Annotated in this window: 15 protein-coding genes and 1 tRNA gene; 9 read left to right on the forward strand and 7 right to left on the reverse strand. The window is 61.5% G+C overall.

Annotated features, from left to right (window positions below):
* Positions 1–25: 25 nt before the first annotated feature.
* The 3 genes from aceB to BN1120_RS19025 all read right to left on the reverse strand — a co-directional run bounded on the left by aceB (position 26) and on the right by BN1120_RS19025 (position 2,800).
* A complete protein-coding gene (gene aceB / locus BN1120_RS19015) occupies positions 26–1,633 on the reverse strand; it encodes a malate synthase A (RefSeq protein WP_042017559.1) in 1,608 nt (535 codons plus the stop codon).
* Positions 1,634–2,325: 692 nt separating this feature from the next.
* On the reverse strand, positions 2,326–2,466 hold the full coding sequence (locus BN1120_RS21635) for a hypothetical protein (RefSeq protein WP_010675269.1): 141 nt from the start codon (positions 2,464–2,466) through the stop codon (positions 2,326–2,328).
* 257 nt (positions 2,467–2,723) lie between these two features.
* Positions 2,724–2,800 (reverse strand) — tRNA-Pro (locus tag BN1120_RS19025).
* 373 nt (positions 2,801–3,173) lie between these two features.
* Between BN1120_RS19025 and tadA the strand changes: the two genes are divergently transcribed.
* From tadA to BN1120_RS19070, 9 genes are all read left to right on the forward strand, one after another.
* Complete coding sequence (tadA, locus tag BN1120_RS19030) at positions 3,174–3,722, forward strand: tRNA adenosine(34) deaminase TadA (protein ID WP_080768115.1); 549 nt, start codon at positions 3,174–3,176, stop codon at positions 3,720–3,722.
* 169 nt (positions 3,723–3,891) lie between these two features.
* Positions 3,892–6,129 (forward strand): ABC transporter permease subunit, encoded by a 2,238-nt coding sequence (locus tag BN1120_RS19035; RefSeq protein ID WP_041213152.1) that lies wholly within the window; start codon positions 3,892–3,894, stop codon positions 6,127–6,129.
* Between the two features lie 17 nt (positions 6,130–6,146).
* On the forward strand, positions 6,147–7,796 hold the full coding sequence (pstA, locus tag BN1120_RS19040; RefSeq protein ID WP_042017560.1) for a phosphate ABC transporter permease PstA: 1,650 nt from the start codon (positions 6,147–6,149) through the stop codon (positions 7,794–7,796).
* 104 nt (positions 7,797–7,900) lie between these two features.
* On the forward strand, positions 7,901–8,719 hold the full coding sequence (gene pstB, locus BN1120_RS19045; RefSeq protein WP_010675264.1) for a phosphate ABC transporter ATP-binding protein PstB: 819 nt from the start codon (positions 7,901–7,903) through the stop codon (positions 8,717–8,719).
* Positions 8,720–8,827: 108 nt separating this feature from the next.
* Positions 8,828–9,538, forward strand: coding sequence for a phosphate signaling complex protein PhoU (gene phoU / locus BN1120_RS19050; RefSeq protein WP_029314752.1), 711 nt, complete (start codon positions 8,828–8,830; stop codon positions 9,536–9,538).
* Between the two features lie 241 nt (positions 9,539–9,779).
* Positions 9,780–11,099 carry a polyamine export protein PaeA gene (gene paeA, locus BN1120_RS19055; RefSeq protein ID WP_029314751.1) on the forward strand — a complete coding sequence of 440 codons (1,320 nt, stop codon included), beginning with the start codon at positions 9,780–9,782 and terminating at the stop codon, positions 11,097–11,099.
* 18 nt (positions 11,100–11,117) lie between these two features.
* Positions 11,118–11,660, forward strand: coding sequence for a hypothetical protein (locus BN1120_RS19060; protein ID WP_042017561.1), 543 nt, complete (start codon positions 11,118–11,120; stop codon positions 11,658–11,660).
* Positions 11,661–11,954: 294 nt separating this feature from the next.
* Positions 11,955–12,857: a homocysteine S-methyltransferase family protein gene (locus BN1120_RS19065; protein WP_042017562.1), complete on the forward strand. Its 903-nt coding sequence runs from the start codon at positions 11,955–11,957 to the stop codon at positions 12,855–12,857.
* Between the two features lie 9 nt (positions 12,858–12,866).
* Positions 12,867–14,276 (forward strand): basic amino acid/polyamine antiporter, encoded by a 1,410-nt coding sequence (locus tag BN1120_RS19070; protein WP_042017563.1) that lies wholly within the window; start codon positions 12,867–12,869, stop codon positions 14,274–14,276.
* A 66-nt stretch (positions 14,277–14,342) separates the two neighbouring features.
* On the opposite strand, the gene BN1120_RS19075 is transcribed toward BN1120_RS19070, so the two are convergent.
* The 4 genes from BN1120_RS19075 to BN1120_RS19085 all read right to left on the reverse strand — a co-directional run bounded on the left by BN1120_RS19075 (position 14,343) and on the right by BN1120_RS19085 (position 17,159).
* Positions 14,343–15,182, reverse strand: coding sequence for a sterol desaturase family protein (locus BN1120_RS19075; protein WP_042017580.1), 840 nt, complete (start codon positions 15,180–15,182; stop codon positions 14,343–14,345).
* A 199-nt stretch (positions 15,183–15,381) separates the two neighbouring features.
* A complete protein-coding gene (locus BN1120_RS19080) occupies positions 15,382–16,125 on the reverse strand; it encodes an amino acid ABC transporter ATP-binding protein (RefSeq protein ID WP_010675257.1) in 744 nt (247 codons plus the stop codon).
* Complete coding sequence (locus BN1120_RS21885; protein ID WP_268877501.1) at positions 16,109–16,231, reverse strand: hypothetical protein; 123 nt, start codon at positions 16,229–16,231, stop codon at positions 16,109–16,111. The genes BN1120_RS19080 and BN1120_RS21885 overlap by 17 nt, the downstream gene beginning before the upstream one ends.
* Positions 16,215–17,159 carry an amino acid ABC transporter permease gene (locus BN1120_RS19085; RefSeq protein ID WP_041201654.1) on the reverse strand — a complete coding sequence of 315 codons (945 nt, stop codon included), beginning with the start codon at positions 17,157–17,159 and terminating at the stop codon, positions 16,215–16,217. The genes BN1120_RS21885 and BN1120_RS19085 overlap by 17 nt, the downstream gene beginning before the upstream one ends.
* Positions 17,160–17,171 lie beyond the last annotated feature (12 nt).

Below are 17,171 nucleotides of genomic sequence, written 5' to 3' on the forward strand. Positions count from 1 at the left end.
TTGGGGGCCGTTACCGGCCCGGGTCTCACAGCCGCTCGTAGCCGGGCAGCGTCAGAAAATCGATGAGTGTGTCGGCGCAGGTGATCTCGTCCATCAGGGCGCTCGCCTCGGCGAAACGGCCCGATTGCCAGCGGGCCTCGCCCACTTCGCCTCTGACCACCTCCTGCTCCTCGGCCAGCATCTGGCGGAACAGCGCCTTGGTCACCGCCTGACCGTTGGAGAGGGTCTTGCCGTGGCGGATCCACTGCCAGATGGAGGTGCGGGAGATCTCGGCGGTGGCGGCATCTTCCATCAGTCCGTAGATGGGCACGCAGCCGTTGCCGTTGATCCAGGCTTCCAGATATTGCAGGGCGACGCGGATATTGGTGCGCATGCCCGCCTCGGTGCGCTCGCCCTCACAGGGGGCCAGCAGGTCGGCGGCCGTGATGGGGGCATCCTGCTCGCGCAGCACGCCGATCTGGTTCTGGGCACCCGCCGGAATGGTGGCGTTGAACACCGCCATGGCGGTATCGGCCAGACCGGGGTGGGCGACCCAGGTGCCATCGTGGCCGTTGTCGGCCTCGCGCTGCTTGTCCGCGTGCACCTTGGCAAACACCTGCTCGTTGACTGCCGCGTCCTTGGCCGGAATAAAGGCAGCCATGCCCCCCATCGCCAGCGCGCCGCGCTTGTGGCAGGTCTTGATGAGGAGTCGCGAGTAGGCAGAGAGGAACGGCTTGTCCATGGTCACCACCTGACGATCCGGCAGGACGCGATCCGGGTGGTTTTTCAAGGTCTTGATATAGCTGAAGATGTAGTCCCAGCGACCGCAGTTGAGGGCAACGATGTGATCCTTCATCTGATAGAGCAGCTCGTCCATCTCGAATACCGCCGGCAGGGTCTCGATGAGTACGGTGGCCTTGATGGTACCGCGGGGCAGACCGAATTTGTCCTCGGTCCAGGCGAACACCTCGCTCCACCAGCGCCCTTCCAGATGGCTCTGCAGCTTGGGTACGTAGAAGTAGGGACCGGAGCCCTTGGCCAGCAACGCCTTGTGGTTGTGCAGGAAATAGAGGGCGAAGTCGAACAGGCCGCCGGGAATGGGGGCACCATCAAAGGTGACGTGCTTCTCCGGCAGATGCAGACCGCGAACCCGGCAGATGAGCACGGCCGGATTTGGATTCAAGGTATAAGCCTTCCCCTCCGGGCTCTGGTAGGCAATGGTGCCGTTGACCGCATCGCGCAGGTTGATCTGGCCCTCGATCACCTTGTTCCAGGCCGGGGCCAGTGAGTCCTCGAAGTCGGCCATGAAGACTTTGACGTTGGCGTTGAGGGCATTGATCACCATTTTGCGCTCGACCGGGCCGGTGATCTCCACACGGCGGTCCTGCAGATCGGCGGGGATGCCGCGCACCGTCCAGTCACCAGCGCGAATATGGGCGGTCTCTGGCAGGAAGTCCGGCAACTCGCCGCCATCGATACGGGCCTGGCGTGCGACTCGCTGCTTCAGCAGCTCATTGCGTTGGGGAGCGAAATGTTCCACCAGTTCGGACACCAGGGCCACCGCATCCGGCGTCAGGATCTGCGCGTAATCGGGAAGCATCTCGCCTTGAATGCGCAGGCGGGTGCTGCTGATGGTCTGGGCCGGTGCCGACATAGTGGGTACTCCTCCAAAAGTTACATTTTGAATTTATTAACTACGACTAACGTCTATATCCCTTTCTTTCAAACTCCCCGTAACAGCGGGGTAACACGATTCATAAGGTGCAAAAGAATGGCGGATTCGTCAACTTGATTTTTAAAACAGGTGTTTTTTGATGATAGTTAAGGTGCTGTTTTAAATGGATTTATGTGATTAGTGCAAAAGCTCTTTGCAGATGGTTATGCTCTTGGGTTGCCGGGGCGGCAGGGGGGAGGATTTCGGTAGAGGGGATGGGTTAAAAATGTAATTAATTACGTAATAAAATTACAAATGCAAAAACAAATCCCGACATTACTCCAAGCTTTGCAAAAACAGCTGTATGAAATGCCTTCGTTCAATCCAGCCTGCATGAGGGCTATGAAGTGACCGGGTAGTGAACTTATGTTTAAAACTAAAATGTCAAATTGGGTCAAAATGGCGAAGGCGAACAGGAGAGAGGGAAATGACGAGCAATAACGTAGGTTTGTATCACGGCGTGTCCATGAAGGAGAGGGAGGTTGGGGCGCAGAAGATGGTCAATTAAACTGATTTTTGAAGAAAAACCAGCATTTTGTCGTTATTTGCGGTGGCGGTCTGTTGGCCGGGGTCAAGGGCGGTGCCGGACAGCAAAACCGGCGTCTTGAACCGCACTATGGTACGGGCTCGTCTCAGTAATCTTCATCCGGGGCGGCGAGATCGATCACATCGAGGTGCACTGAACTGCCAAACCCGTGCTCTGCGGAATCGAGCTCGGAGGGCGTGGGGGAGATCAGGGGCTGAACGGGCTGGGAGTCAACAGCTTGGGTCATGGATGCTTGCCTCATTGATTGCAAGCCGGTCGGTGATTCCATCACCCTAGTGTCCACCTCCCTGTTTTTATGGCCGGCGGAAAAGTTGCGTATCCTAGCGGCACTTTATGAAAGCTTCAAGTGGTTCTGTATAAAATTCATGCCAATAAAAAGCGGCGACCTGATGAACGGGGGAGGCGAGAGGGAAAAGAGGCAAGCGTCGGGCGTGCAGGCAAAAAAATAGCCCAGTCGTTTGACTGGGCTATTCTCGGGGAATTTGGTCGGTGTGAGAGGATTCGAACCTCCGACCCTCTACACCCCATGCAGATGCGCTACCTGGCTGCGCTACACACCGACGGAGTCAGCTCGGCTGACGGGGAGGAAGTCTAATCGGATGATTTGGCGGGCGCAACTCCTTTTTTATCAGGGAGATGCCGACTGCTTCTTTATTGTTCAGCCAAGATGCAACTTGGGCCCTGGCCGGAGTTTTGGCATAATCGCCGCCCCCTTAGGCGGGCACACCCAACTCGGGGCGTTCCGATGTCGCCGGGGCCTTTGGCCTCTCTTTCATTGACAGCATCTTCTGTCGTGGGCTACCGGCTACCGGCCAGCGCGAGGCGGAAGGGGCCCGGTGTGCCCAGGGCCGGGACGCAGCAATCCGGGAGTGCGCGGCCGATGCCGTGCAGGGGCCAGGCAAGCCGACATCATATCGACGAGAGGATCAGGGCGTGAAACCATCTGAAGTTGCAGCACAGATCAGCCAGCGCGAGGAGGACGAACGCTGGATGCGCCATGCCATGGCCCTGGCAGCCAGGGCAGAGGGGATAGGCGAGATCCCGGTGGGCGCCGTGCTGGTGTTGGGGGACAAGATAGTGGCAGAGGGGTGGAATCGCTCCATCAGCGAGCACGACGCCTGCGCCCATGCCGAGGTGATGGCGCTTCGGGAAGCGGGCAAGCAGCTTGAAAACTATCGCCTGCTCGATACTACCCTCTATGTGACGCTGGAGCCCTGCTGTATGTGTGCCGGCGCCCTCATCCACAGCCGGGTCAAGCGGGTGGTCTATGGTGCCCGGGATTTGAAGACGGGGGCGGCAGGCTCTGTGTTCGACATCCTGCTGGATCCCCGCCACAACCACCAGGTGGCACTGACGGGGGAGGTGCTCGCCGACGCCTGCTCGGCCCAGCTGTCGGATTTCTTCAAACGGCGCCGCGCCGAGAAGAAGGCGGCCAGACTCGCCGCGAAAGAGGCGCTTCCTCAAGATGACAGCGGGGCCTGATGGCCCCGTTTGCTTTTATTTCACTGCCAGACCGGCTGCCTGCTTCCCCCCGAATACCAACTGCCACACCCCCCGATGGAGCCTGCGCTCTTTGCCGCTGTTGATGTAACAAAACTGTCATGCATCCGCCATATAATGCCGCCAAGCCTAGCTCACATTGAGGTCTTGCATGTCATCGGAATCGTTAAATCTGGTCATGGCGGGCAGTCGAAAACGCCGGATCAAGGATAAATTGGCCAAATATGGCGTCACCACAGGGGGAGCCCTGGTGCTGGTGGCGCTGTTGCTTATCTTCTTCTACCTGCTTTATGTGGTGAAGCCCATCTTCAATGGCGCCAGCATGGAGAGCACCGCTTCCTTCACCCTGCCCATCAAGGGCAAGACCGCCTGGCTCGGGGTCGAGGAGCAAAACGAGATAGGTTACCGCTTCAGCGACCAGGGGAAGGTCAAATTCTTTGCCGTGCAACCGGATGGCAAGATCAAGACCGGACAGGTGATTGGCGAGGCGCAGGTGAACGGCGAGATCACGGCGGTCGCGCCGCCTGCGCCGGGCCAGAAACTCATCGCCTATGGGTTTGCCGACGGCAAGGCTCAGGTGGTGCAACCCTATTTCAAGATCTCCTATCCCAATGACGTGCGCGTCATTGAGCCCAGCCTGCAATATCCCTTCGGCGAGACCCCCGTGGTGATCGATCCCCAGGGCAAGGCGCTGACGCGCATGGTCTTCGAGGCGACCAAGGACAAGATGGCGACCGCGGCCGTGACCGAAGATGGTCGTGGTGTGCTGATGGTGATGAGCGGCGAGGAGAACTTCCTCTCCGGCGAAATCGAGTGGAGCAACCAGACCTACACCATTCCGTCCCTGCCACGCCATGTTGACCAGATGCTGCTGACCCCGAACCTGCGCCTGTTGTTCGTGCGCGAGGGCAACCGCCTGTCGGTCTATGACATCCACAACCTGAGCGACATTTCCCTGCGCAATGTCATGGAGATCAACGCCCCCAATGCCAGCGTGACCCAGGTGGCCCTGCTCTCCGGTGCGTCCTCCCTGCTGGTGGGCAACGACAACGGCGTCATCTCCCAGTGGTTCGAGGTGGCAAAGGATGGCAAGCGCCAGTTCACCCAGATCCGTGACTTCAAGAGTGACGCGCCGGTCGCCCTGCTGACCCCCGAGCACTTTCGCAAGGGCTTCATCAGCGCAGGCAGCGACGGCACCATCAACTTCTTCCATGCCACCGGCGAAGCCAAGCTGCTTGGCGAGAAGGTTGACGGGGGCAACCTGGCTGCTGTTGCCATCTCTCCTCGCCACAACCTGCTGTTGACCCAGCAGGGGGATGACTTCAAGGTCTTTGACGTCGAGAACGATCACCCCGAGGTAACCTGGTCTGCCCTCTGGCAACAGGTGTGGTATGAAGGCTATCCCGAGCCCCAGTACGTGTGGCAGTCCACCTCCGCCAGCAACGACTTCGAAGCCAAGCTGAGCCTGGTGCCCCTGGTGTTCGGTACCTTGAAAGCCTCCTTCTATGCCATGGTGTTCGCGGTGCCCCTGGGTGTCGCCGGTGCCATCTACACCGCCTACTTCATGTCGGCGGGGCTGCGCAAATACGTCAAGCCGACGGTGGAGATCATGGCGGCGCTGCCGACCGTCATCCTCGGCTTCCTGGCGGGTCTGTGGCTCGCGCCCATCATCGAAGGGGCCCTGCCCGGGGTGATCCTGCTGCTGATCCTGCTGCCCATGGGCATGCTGCTCACCGCCCTGGTGTGGAACTATCTGCCGGAGCGCGGCCGCACCTGGCTGCCGGAAGGCTGGCACGCCATCCTGCTTATCCCTGTGCTGCTGTTCATCGGATGGGGCGCCTTCGCCTTGAGCCCCATCATCGAGAACGCCTTCATGCACGGTGATTCGCGCATCTGGCTGACCCACGACATGGGCATCAAGTTTGACCAGCGCAACTCCCTGGTGGTCGGTATCGCCATGGGCTTTGCGGTCATCCCCACCATCTTCTCCATCGCCGAAGACGCGGTCTTCTCGGTGCCCAAGCACCTGACCCAGGGCTCGCTTGCGCTGGGGGCGACCCCGTGGCAGACCCTGAGCCGGGTGGTGATCCTCACCGCGAGCCCGGGCATCTTCTCGGCGGTGATGATGGGCCTTGGCCGCGCCGTGGGCGAGACCATGATCGTGCTGATGGCCACCGGCAACACCCCCATCATGGACTTCTCCATGTTCCAGGGGCTGCGGACCCTGGCGGCGAACATCGCGGTGGAGATGCCGGAATCGGAAGTGGGCAGCTCCCACTACCGGGTGCTCTTCCTCGCCGCCTTCGTGCTGTTTGTGTTCACCTTCTTGTTCAATACCCTGGCCGAATTCGTCCGCCAGCGGTTGCGTGAAAAGTACAGCTCTCTGTAAGGACTAAGGAATCGACAATGGGTAAGTGGTTTAAATCGGGGGCCCCCTGGATCTGGATGACGGGGGGCGCCGTCAGCCTGAGTCTGGTGGCCGTACTGGGTCTGTTGTTGCTGATTGGCTGGCGTGGTCTGGTCTATTTCTGGCCCCATCCCATCTATGAGTGGCAACTTGAAGATGCAAGCGGCAACAAGAGCGTCCTGATTGGCGAGATCAACGACCGGGAGCTGGTGCCGGTGGAGCGCCTGCGCGCCGCAGGCCAGGCGCTGGAAGGGGAGGATCGCGAAGAGATCACCCGTTATCTGGTCAAGACCGGCAACCGGGAGTTCGTCGACCTCGATTTTCGCTGGGTGCTGGAGACCGATATCAAATCGCGCACCCAGCCGGCGGAGCTCGCCATGGTGGAACGCGCCACCAACGGCAACTTCTATGGTTACATCACCTCGGTGAAGGAAGATGGCCAGGAGCTGACCACGGATCTGCATCCCGCCTTGCAGCGGGTGCTGGCCCGTGCCAACGGCCTCTCAAGCCAAGCCAACGACCTGCAAAAAGGGGCCATCGGCAGCATCAACTATCAGCTGGAGCGCCTGCGCCTGAAAGAGCGCAAGGCCGAGTTGGATGACAAGCTGACCGATCAGCTTAAAGCCGAGCTGGCGAGCGAGCGTCAGGCGCTCAACGACCGTTATCAGGTGCTGGAGAAAGAGCTCTTCTCCCTGCGTACCCAGGCGGACAGAGACAGCATCACCGTCAAGGACATGCGCGGCGAGCTGGTGACCATGCCCATGTCCCGGGTGCTGGATGTAGTCTGGCCCAACGACATGAGCCTGATGGCCAAGGTGGGTCACTGGTTCCACCAGATTGGCAAGTTCGTCTCCGATGACCCCCGGGAGGCGAACACCGAGGGCGGCGTCTTCCCGGCCATCTTCGGCACCGTCTTCATGGTGATCCTGATGGCCATCATCGTGACCCCGCTCGGGGTGGTGGCGGCGGTCTACCTGCACGAGTACGCGGGCAAAAACAGCCTGACCAAGATCATCCGCATCGCGGTGATCAACCTGGCGGGGGTGCCCTCCATCGTCTACGGCGTGTTTGGTCTGGGCTTCTTCGTCTACACCCTGGGGGGCAGCATCGACCGCCTCTTCTACCCGGAAGCGCTGCCGAGCCCGACCTTCGGTTCCCCCGGAGTCATCTGGTCAGCCCTGACCCTGGCCATTCTGACCCTGCCGGTGGTGATCGTCTCCACCGAAGAGGGGCTGGCCCGGATCCCGAGCACCATTCGCCAGGGTTCGCTGGCGCTGGGTGCCACCCAGGCCGAGACCCTGTGGCGCATCGTGCTGCCCATGGCCAGCCCGGCCATCATGACCGGCCTTATCCTGGCCATCGCCCGTGCGGCGGGCGAGGTGGCGCCGCTGATGCTGGTGGGGGTGGTGAAGCTTGCTCCCACGTTGCCGATGGACGGCAACTTCCCGTACCTGCACGTGGAGCGCAAGTTCATGCACCTGGGCTTCCACATCTATGACGTGGGCTTCCAGAGCCCGAACGTCGAGGCGGCGCGTCCTCTGGTCTACGCCACCTCCTTCCTGCTGGTAACGGTGATCGTCGGCCTCAACCTGACGGCGATCGGTATTCGTAACCACCTGCGCGAGAAATTCCGGTCGCTGGAACATTAATCCAGCCATTACAGAGACGGGCAGGGGCCTTCCCTGCCAACCAGATATTCCGGCAGCGGGCAAGACGTTTGCCCGCTGCCACCAAGAGAATTTGAGGTAAACAGATGATCAACGTAACACCGAGTTCGGCCCCGCACACCGCCACCGACCTGCTCAACCTGACCCCGGAGCAGACTGCGCTGGAGGTGAAGGATCTCAACCTGTACTACGGCAACAAGCAGGCGCTGTTCAACGTCAACATGAAGATCCCCAAGGGTCAGGTCACCGCCTTCATCGGCCCGTCCGGTTGCGGCAAGTCCACTTTGCTGCGCTGCATCAACCGGATGAACGATCTGGTGGAGATCTGCCGCATCGAGGGGGAGATCCAGCTGCACGGCCACAATATCTACGACAAGAGCGTGGATGTCTCCGCCCTGCGCCGCCAGGTGGGCATGGTGTTCCAGCGCCCCAACCCCTTCCCCAAGTCCATCTACGAGAACGTGGTCTACGGCCTGCGCCTGCAGGGCATCAATGACCGCCGTACTCTGGACGAGGCCGCCGAGCGTTCCCTGCGCGGTGCCGCCCTGTGGGAGGAAGTGAAGGATCGTCTGCACGACAACGCCTTCGGCCTCTCCGGTGGTCAGCAGCAGCGTCTGGTGATTGCCCGTGCCATCGCCATCGAGCCGGAAGTGCTGTTGCTCGATGAACCGACCTCGGCGCTGGACCCCATCTCCACCCTCACCATCGAGGAGCTCATCAACGAGCTCAAGAGCCAGTTCACCGTGGTGATCGTGACCCACAACATGCAGCAGGCGGCGCGGGTCTCGGATCAGACCGCGTTCATGTACATGGGGGAACTCATCGAGTACTCGAATACCAACACCATCTTCACCACCCCGGCCAAGAAGAAGACCGAAGACTACATTACCGGTCGTTACGGTTAAGGGATGCCGCTGATTGAGATGAGCAAGATGAGCAAGATGAGCATCAACAAACAGATTGGCAGTCAGTTCAACGGCTAAGGCATAATCGGAGCAACAAGGATTACTGGTATGGACAATATGAACCTCAACAAACACATCTCCGGTCAGTTCAATGCCGAGCTTGAGAGCGTGCGCAATCAGGTACTGGTGATGGGGGGGCTGGTGGAGAAGCAACTCACCGACGCCATCGCCGCCATCCATGGCCAGGATCTGGATGCGGCGCGCAAGATCGTGGCCAACGACCACAAGGTCAACGCCATGGAAGTGGCGATCGACGAGGAGTGCACCCGCATCATCGCCAAGCGTCAGCCCACCGCGTCCGACCTGCGGCTGGTGATGGCCATCATCAAGACCATCACGGATCTGGAGCGGATTGGCGACGTGGCGGACAAGATTGCCCGCATGCTGACCGACAACGCCAACAAGCCCCAGCCACCGCTGGTGTCGCTGGAGAACATGGGGCGTCGCACCATCAAGATGCTCCACGACGTGCTCGACGCTTTCGCCCGCATGGATCTGGATGCCGCCCTGGCGGTCTACAAGGAAGATGACAAGGTGGACCGGGAGTACGAGTCCATCATCCGCGAGCTGATGACCTACATGATGGAAGATCCGCGCACTATACCGCAGGTGCTGAACGTCTTGTGGGCGGCACGGGCCATCGAGCGGGTCGGTGATCGCTGCCAGCACATCTGCGAGTACATCGTCTACTACGTCAAGGGCAAGGATGTGCGCCACACCAAGGCCGATGACCTGAGCGACCTGCTGGGCAAGGGCTGATCGGGCGCCTTGAGTGGAGACTCCGTCGCGGCTGCACGATGGGAATCCAACCCTGATTGAATAAAAAGGCGCTTTGAGCGCCTTTTTCATTGCATGGCACGGCAGTTCAAGATAACGCCACCCAGCGGGCGCTTTTCTGCTAGAATATGGCCCCTGTGTGAGTCCCGGATGGAGTCACGGTCCGGTTTCCCGGGCCCAGTTTGCCGTCTTGTGCTAAGGCGGCTGTAGCAATAGGTTAATCATGAGTTTTGCCGATAGTTTGTTCTTTCTGATGCTGCTGGTCGCCGGCAGCGTGTTCTTCTCACTCTCCGAGATCTCCCTTGCCGCCTCCCGCAAGATCAAGTTGCAGGTGATGGCCGACGAGGGCAACCGCCACGCCGAGAAGGTGCTGGCATTGCAGGCCCAGCCGGGCAACTTCTTTACCGTGGTGCAGATAGGCCTCAATACCGTCGCCATCCTCGGCGGTATCCTGGGGGAATCCGCCCTCAATCCCGCCATCAGAGAGCTGATTGCCGGCTTCTATCAGGGGCCCTGGCTCGGCCAGATTAGCTCCGCGGCCTCGTTCGTCTTCGTCACCGGCATGTTCATCCTGATAGCGGACCTGATGCCCAAGCGCCTTGCCATGACCATGCCCGAGCGGATCGCCGTGGTGGTGGTGCGTCCCATGATGCTGTGCGTCACCTTGCTGATGCCGCTGGTGTGGCTGTTCAACGGCATGGCCAATGGCCTGTTCCGGCTGATGCGCATCTCCATGGTGCGCAACGACGAGATCACCTCCGACGATATTTATGCGGTGATGGATGCAGGTGCCGAAGCCGGTGTCATCCAGCGCGAGGAGCACCAGCTCATCGAGAACGTGTTCGAGCTCCAGTCCTTGGGTGTCACTTCCGCCATGACGGCGCGGGAGAGCCTCATCTACTTCACCCTGCAAGAGGGGGAGGAGAGCATCAAGGCGAAGATCGCCGAGCACCCCCACAACAAGTTCCTGGTGTGCGACCACAACCTCGACAGCATCAAGGGGTTCGTGGATGCCAAGGAGCTGCTGATCCGCGTCATCGGCGGCCAGAGCATCGATCTCAACAGCGGCTCCCTGGTGCAGAACGTCATCATCATTCCAGACACCCTCAACCTCTACGAGGCGATGGAGTACTTCAAGAACCATCGCGGCGATTTTGCGGTGGTGATGAACGAATACGCCCTGGTGGTGGGCATCGTCACCATGAATGACCTGATGAGCACCGTCATGGGGGAGTGGGCCACCCACGTGGTGGAAGAGCAGATCGTCCAGCGGGACGAGAACTCCTGGCTGGTGGACGGGGTGACCCCCATCTCCGACGTGATGCGCGCCTTCGACATCGAGGAGTTCCCGGAAAACCAGAACTACGAGACCATCGCCGGTTTCATCATGTACATGCTGCGCAAGATCCCCAAGCGCACCGACTCGGTCAAATATGCCGGTTACAAGTTCGAAGTGGTGGACATCGACAGTTACAAGATTGACCAGTTGCTGGTCACCCGGGTAGAACCTGCGAGCAATGAGAAGCCCGCTCAGGAATCCTAAAGGAGTTCGTTAGCAATCATGAAGATGAAGACTCATTCCCGTGCGCTGGCCTGTGTGGCGCTCGCCCTGGCACTGGGTGCCTGCAGCCAGAGCGCACCGCGCAAGCCGGTGACGCCTGCCAAACCCGTTACCCCCGAGCCTGCCGTGGTGGTCCCGCAGCAGGATCCCGATGCGGTGGTGCAAAGCGCCGTGGCAGAGCCCAGCCCGGTGTTCGACGAGGAGTATCACGGCCCGGATCAAGGGTCGCTTGAATCGGTCACCGCCCTGTTTGCCCGGGGTTACATCGAATCCGCCATGCGCGAGACCATGCTGGCGGCGGTGCACAGCGACTACCCGCTGCTCGGCATGCGGGATGTGCGCCTGACCGACCCGGTGGCCAAGTTCCTCACCTCCGCCCAGGCACGCACCACGGCCCACGACTACCTCTATGCCGGGGTGCAGCGTCGGCTGGGCCGTCCGCTCAGCCCCGCCCAGTGGGAGCAGATCTGGCAGGGCTATCCCCAGCAGGGCCGGGTCTCCGACTGGGTCAAGCAGACCAAGCGGGTGCTGGCCGGGCGCTGAGCCCCCTGGTTATCGGCGGCTGTGCCCGCCTTGATCCCCTGTTTCACAAGAGGTCACCCCCCGGGGTGGCCTCTTGTCGTTTCAGTGCCTGGCCAGGTGATGCCTGTGCCGGGGAGACCTCCCTTTGCCGCCATCATCCTGAGCTTGCCCGGATTTGTTCGTAGCCCCCGATTGCCTCTTGTTCTACTTTGGGTCATGATATTTGGGATTTCTAGCCGTCTAGATGTTTTGATGGCTTAATATGGTTTCACACAATAAACACCCGTCATGGCGGGGAGACGCAGAGAGACAGAGATGGACAAGCAGGATTTGTGGGTACTCGATGGCGGTATGGGTCGTGAACTGGCGCGGCGTGGTGCGCCGTTCCGTCAACCGGAGTGGTCGGCACTGGCGTTGATGGAAGCGCCCGAGACGGTGCGCGAGGTACACCAGGCCTATGCGACGAGCGGTGCCCGGGTGATCACCACCAACAGCTATGCCCTGGTGCCCTTCCATATCGGCGAGGCACGCTTTGCCGCCCAAGGGGAGGCACTTGCGGCTCTGGCCGGGCAACTGGCCCGAGGCGTGGCCGACGAACAGGGGGGAGCCGTCAAGGTGGCCGGTTCCTTGCCGCCGCTCTTTGGCTCCTATCGTGCGGACCTCTATCAAGCCGAGCGGGTGAGCGAGCTGGCGACACCGCTTATCCGTGCCCTGTCACCCCATGTGGATCTCTGGCTGGCGGAGACCATGAGCCTCATCGCCGAGCCCCTGGCCCTCAAGGCCCTGCTGCCCGAGGACGGCAAGCCGTTCTGGGTCTCCTTTACTCTGGAAGACGAGGCGCCAGGCAGCGAGCCCACCCTGCGCTCCGGCGAGCGGGTGGCGGATGCCGTGGCCGCGTTGGCGTCGGCCGGGGTGGATGCCATCCTGTTCAACTGCTGCCAGCCCGAGGTGATTGAAGGGGCGCTCAAGGTGGCCGTCGCCGCGTTGCAGGTTCAGGGGCGCACCGACGTTCGCCTCGGCGCCTATGCCAACGCCTTCCCGCCCCAGCCCAAGGAGGCGACTGCCAATGATGGTCTGGACGAGATCCGCGGCGATCTGGGGCCGCTGGATTACCTCGGCTGGGCCGAGCGCTGGCGCAGAGCCGGGGCAAACCTCATCGGCGGCTGCTGCGGCATCGGCCCGGAACACATCGAGGCGCTGGCCAGCCGGCTGCGTTAAGGAGCGCCCATGAAAGAGAGCAAGATCGGGCTCTGGTCCCTCACTGCGCTGGTGTTCAGCTCCATGGTGGGGGCCGGCATCTTCAGCCTGCCCCAGAACATGGCCGATGTGGCGGGCGCCCGCGCCGTGCTGATCGGCTGGGCCGTCACCGGGGTCGGCATACTGGCACTGGCCATGAGCTTCCTTTACCTGTCGCGGCTCAAACCCGAGCTCGACGGCGGCATCTACAGCTATGCCCGGGCCGGCTTTGGCGAGCTGGTGGGGTTCTTCTCCGCCTGGGGATACTGGCTCTGTGCCACCATCGGCGTGGTGGGTTATCTGGTGATCGCCTTCGCTGCGCTGGGCAGCTTCGTCGACACGCCGGAGCGGATCTGGTTTGGCGAGGGCAACACATTGGCAGCTTTTGTCGGCGAGTCCTGCATCCTCTGGGCGGTGCACCTGCTGGTGGCCCGCGGCGTGCAGCAGGCGGCGCTGTTCAACCTAGTGGCGACCCTGGCCAAGAGCCTGCCGCTGCTGCTGTTCATCCTGTTCGCCTGCTACTGGTTCGATCCGGTCACCTTTGCGGCGGATCAGGAGGGCAGCACCCTGGCGGTACCGGTCTCCGAGCAGGTGCGCAACACCATGCTCATCACCCTCTGGGTCTTCACCGGCATCGAAGGGGCAGCGGTGCTCTCGGCCCGGGCGAGAAACAAGCGGGACGTGGGCACCGCCACCGTGCTCGGTGTGGTGCTGGCGCTGCTGCTCTATGTGCTCATCTCGGTGCTGGCGCTCGGAATATTGAGCCGCCCGGAGCTTGCGGCCCTGCCTAACCCCTCCATGGCGGGATTGATGGCCCAGATGACCGGTTCCTGGGGCAAGTTGCTCATCAGCGCCGGCCTCATCGTGTCGGTGCTCGCCTCCTACGTGAGTTGGACCCTCTTCTCGGCCGAGGTGCCGTTCAGCGCGGCGCGTCACGGGGCCTTCCCGGCTATCTTCCGGCGCGAGAACCGCAACGGCACCCCCATCGCCTCGCTCTGGCTCACCAGCCTGACCGTGCAGGGCTGCTTGCTGCTGGTGTGGTTGCTTGGCAAGGGGTACACCAACCTGCTGCTCATCTCCACCTCCATGATCCTGGTGCCCTACCTGCTCATCGGCCTCTTCCTGCTCAAGCTGGTCTTCAGTGGCAAGGGGGGGCAGGGCCGCGGCCTGATGCAGGTGGTGGCGCTGGTGTCGAGCGGTTATGGTTTCTGGCTGCTCTACGCCGCCGGGGTGGAGTACCTGCTGCTGTCGCTTCTGCTCTACGGGCCGGGTCTGCTGCTGTTTCTCTACAGCCGTCGCCAGCTCGGCGCCGAACAGCGGCTCAGCGGTCGCGAACGGCTGCTGGCCGGGGTGACGCTGCTGAGCCTGATCCCCGCCGTCTGGTCCTTCGTTCACGTCTGACCTGGGGGTTGTCCCTGTCATGAAAAAGAGCGCCCCTGGGCGCTCTTTTTTATCTTGGTCGGTGGGTCAACCGCTGGTGGGGCCCGCCGGTTTGCCAAACAGCACGGCGAGCTTTTGCCGCCAGGGGAGGCCCCGGGCCTCTTGCAGCATGTCGCGCCACTCGTGGAAGGTGAGGGTGAGGGGGTTGAAGCTGTGGATTGGCTTGGTGATGCCGAAACGGCACGGCTCGCCCAAGTCTTCTTCCACGAAGGTGCCAAACAGCCGATCCCAGATGATGAGCACGCCGGCGAAGTTGCGATCGATGTATCTGGCGTTGCTGGCGTGGTGCACCCTGTGGTGGGAGGGGGTGTTGAAAACCCACTCCAGCCAGCCGAGCTTGCCCACCACCTGGGTGTGGACGAAGAACTGAAAACCCAGGCTCAAGAGCACGGTGGCCACCACCGCCTCGGGGGGGAAGCCGATGAGGATCATGGGGATCCAGAACAGCCACATGCCGGAGACCGGATACATCAGGCTCTGGCGAAAGGCGGTGGAGAGGTTGAGCCGCTCCGAGCTGTGGTGCACCACGTGGGAGGCCCAGAGCCAGCGCACATGGTGACTGGCGAAGTGGAACAGCCAGTAGCAGAGATCCTGCAACAGAAAGAGCAGCAAGAGGCTCCACAGGTTCAGCTCGATATCGAATAGTCGCCAGCCCCAGAGGGTGTCATAGAGATAGGCGATGGCAATGGCGGCCAGGGCATCGCCCCCCTGATGCATCAGTGCCAGGGTGGCATTGGCGAAGAGATCCTTCCACTGGTAGCCCGCCGTGGGATAGGCGGCGCCGTGTTTTCGCAGGTAGAGCATCTCCCAGCCGATGAACACCAGAAAGAGGGGCGAGAGGTAGAGCAGGAGCAGTTGCACATCCATGTGAGCCATCCGGTTGGACCAGTTGGGTGTCAGCATACCGGATGAATTTAAAATTTCATTAACATCCTTGCTCGTTGGCGTGGTGACAACCCGATGGCAAAAGGCTGCGGCAAGCAATGCGCCAGGGAGATGATCTGGGGGGAAGGCAAGCATAGAAGAGGGAGCCATGGGCTCCCTCTTCGTGTTGGTGCATCGCGGGTTATAGCACCTGGCTCAGGAACTGGCGCAGGCGTGGGGAGGGGGGATTGTCGAAGAAGTCGGCGGGTTTCTCGTCCACCAGCAGCTCGCCGCTCTCCATGAAGAGCACTCTGTCCGCCACTTCCCGGGCAAAGCCCATCTCGTGGGTCACCACCACCATGGTCATCCCTTCACGGGCCAACCCCTTCATGACGTCCAGCACCTCTCCCACCATTTCGGGGTCGAGGGCGCTGGTGGGTTCGTCAAACAGCATGATGCGCGGCTGCATGGCGAGCGCCCGGGCGATGGCCACCCGCTGCTGCTGGCCGCCGGAGAGCTGGGAGGGGTAGCTCTGGGCCTTGTTGGAGAGACCGACCTTGAGCAGCAGGGCCTTGGCCCGCTCCTCTGCCTCCTGGCGAGAGAGCCCTCTCACCTTCTGGGGGGCCAGCGTGATGTTGTCCAGCACCGTCAGGTGAGGGAAGAGGTTGAAGGACTGGAACACCATGCCCACCTCTTCCCGCAGCTTGTTGACATCCCCGGGTTCGGTGAGGCTGATGCCGTCGACCACGATATTGCCATCGTTGATGGTCTCCAGCTGGTTGAGGGTGCGCAGGAAGGTCGACTTGCCCGAGCCGCTCGGCCCCACGATCACCACCACTTCCCCTTCGGCCACCTGGGTGCTGACGTTTTTCAGGGCGTGCACCTCGGTGCCGTAGAACTTCTCTACACCGGTCGCCTTGATGATGGGATCAGTTGCAGCGCGCATAGTTCACCTCCAGACGACGCGCCGGCAAGGGGCAGGGAGTGCCGGTGATGGCAGAACGTTTCGACACCGATGGCGCCTTGATAACGGGATCAGTTGCTGCGCGCATATTTCACCTCCAGACGACGCACCAGGAAGGAGAGAGTGCCGGTCAGCACAAGATAGAGCAGGGCCACGGTGAACCACACCTCGAACGGGCTGAAGGTGGAGCTGACCACTTCGCGTCCCGCCTTGGTGAGATCCGTGATGGAGATGACGGAGACCAGGGAGGAGTCCTTGATGAGGTTGATGAACTGGCCCGCGAGCGGTGGCAGCACCCGTTTGAAGGCCTGGGGCAGGATGACGTAGCGCATGGTCTGGGCCGAGGTCATGCCAAGGCTTCTGCCCGCTTCCATCTGCCCCTTGTGAATGGAGCTGATGCCGGCGCGCACGATTTCCGCCACGTAGGCGCCGGTGAAGACCGCGAGCGCCGCCACACCAGCGGTGAATCGGTCGAGGTTCAGCACGGTGCCGATAAAGAAATAGACGATGAAGATCTGCACCAGCAACGGGGTGCCACGGATGAGCTCCACATAGGTCACGGCCAGGTTGCGCAGGGCCGGATTGGGGGAGAGGCGGGCGAGCCCGGCCAGGGTGCCAAGCAGGATGGCGAAGATGCCCGCCACCAGGGAGAGCTTGACCGTGACCCAGACGCCCCAGGCGATGGGGCCGGCGGTCCAGCTCAGTTGCACATCCAGGGTATCGCCGAGGAAGACGGTATCCCCTTCAGCCAGCTGGGAGCCCTTGGGTGCGATGGCCTGACGGCGGCTGGGGTCGAGATCGTCTTGCAGGAAGAGCTGTCCCTTGTCCGCGACCACGGTGCCGTCAAACTCGGCATAATGTTTCTGTTCTGCCTGATAGGCGATGTACTGGGGAATGCGTTCCCAGCGCCAGGTGTAATCCACTGCCTGCACGGCCTTGTAGATGCCGAAAATGGCGGCCAGCACCAGCAGCAGGAAGATCCCGTGCCAGAGCAGCTGATTGGGCTGTTTTTCCATCTGTCTTGTGAG

The sequence above is a fragment of the Aeromonas caviae genome (genome assembly GCF_000819785.1).
In the GTDB taxonomy this organism is placed as follows: domain Bacteria; phylum Pseudomonadota; class Gammaproteobacteria; order Enterobacterales; family Aeromonadaceae; genus Aeromonas; species Aeromonas caviae.

Excerpts from the sequence above, each read along its gene's own strand:
- aceB (WP_042017559.1), bottom strand. The coding sequence starts at position 1,633 with ATGTCGGCACCGGCCCAGACCATCAGCAGCACCCGCCTGCGCATTCAA.
- BN1120_RS21635 (WP_010675269.1), bottom strand. The coding sequence starts at position 2,466 with ATGACCCAAGCTGTTGACTCCCAGCCCGTTCAGCCCCTGATCTCCCCC.
- BN1120_RS19035 (WP_041213152.1), top strand. The coding sequence starts at position 3,892 with ATGTCATCGGAATCGTTAAATCTGGTCATGGCGGGCAGTCGAAAACGC.
- pstA (WP_042017560.1), top strand. The coding sequence starts at position 6,147 with ATGGGTAAGTGGTTTAAATCGGGGGCCCCCTGGATCTGGATGACGGGG.
- pstB (WP_010675264.1), top strand. The coding sequence starts at position 7,901 with ATGATCAACGTAACACCGAGTTCGGCCCCGCACACCGCCACCGACCTG.
- phoU (WP_029314752.1), top strand. The coding sequence starts at position 8,828 with ATGGACAATATGAACCTCAACAAACACATCTCCGGTCAGTTCAATGCC.
- paeA (WP_029314751.1), top strand. The coding sequence starts at position 9,780 with ATGAGTTTTGCCGATAGTTTGTTCTTTCTGATGCTGCTGGTCGCCGGC.
- BN1120_RS19060 (WP_042017561.1), top strand. The coding sequence starts at position 11,118 with ATGAAGATGAAGACTCATTCCCGTGCGCTGGCCTGTGTGGCGCTCGCC.
- BN1120_RS19065 (WP_042017562.1), top strand. The coding sequence starts at position 11,955 with ATGGACAAGCAGGATTTGTGGGTACTCGATGGCGGTATGGGTCGTGAA.
- BN1120_RS19070 (WP_042017563.1), top strand. The coding sequence starts at position 12,867 with ATGAAAGAGAGCAAGATCGGGCTCTGGTCCCTCACTGCGCTGGTGTTC.
- BN1120_RS19075 (WP_042017580.1), bottom strand. The coding sequence starts at position 15,182 with ATGGATGTGCAACTGCTCCTGCTCTACCTCTCGCCCCTCTTTCTGGTG.
- BN1120_RS19080 (WP_010675257.1), bottom strand. The coding sequence starts at position 16,125 with ATGCGCGCTGCAACTGATCCCATCATCAAGGCGACCGGTGTAGAGAAG.
- BN1120_RS21885 (WP_268877501.1), bottom strand. The coding sequence starts at position 16,231 with ATGCGCGCAGCAACTGATCCCGTTATCAAGGCGCCATCGGTGTCGAAA.
- BN1120_RS19085 (WP_041201654.1), bottom strand. The coding sequence starts at position 17,159 with ATGGAAAAACAGCCCAATCAGCTGCTCTGGCACGGGATCTTCCTGCTG.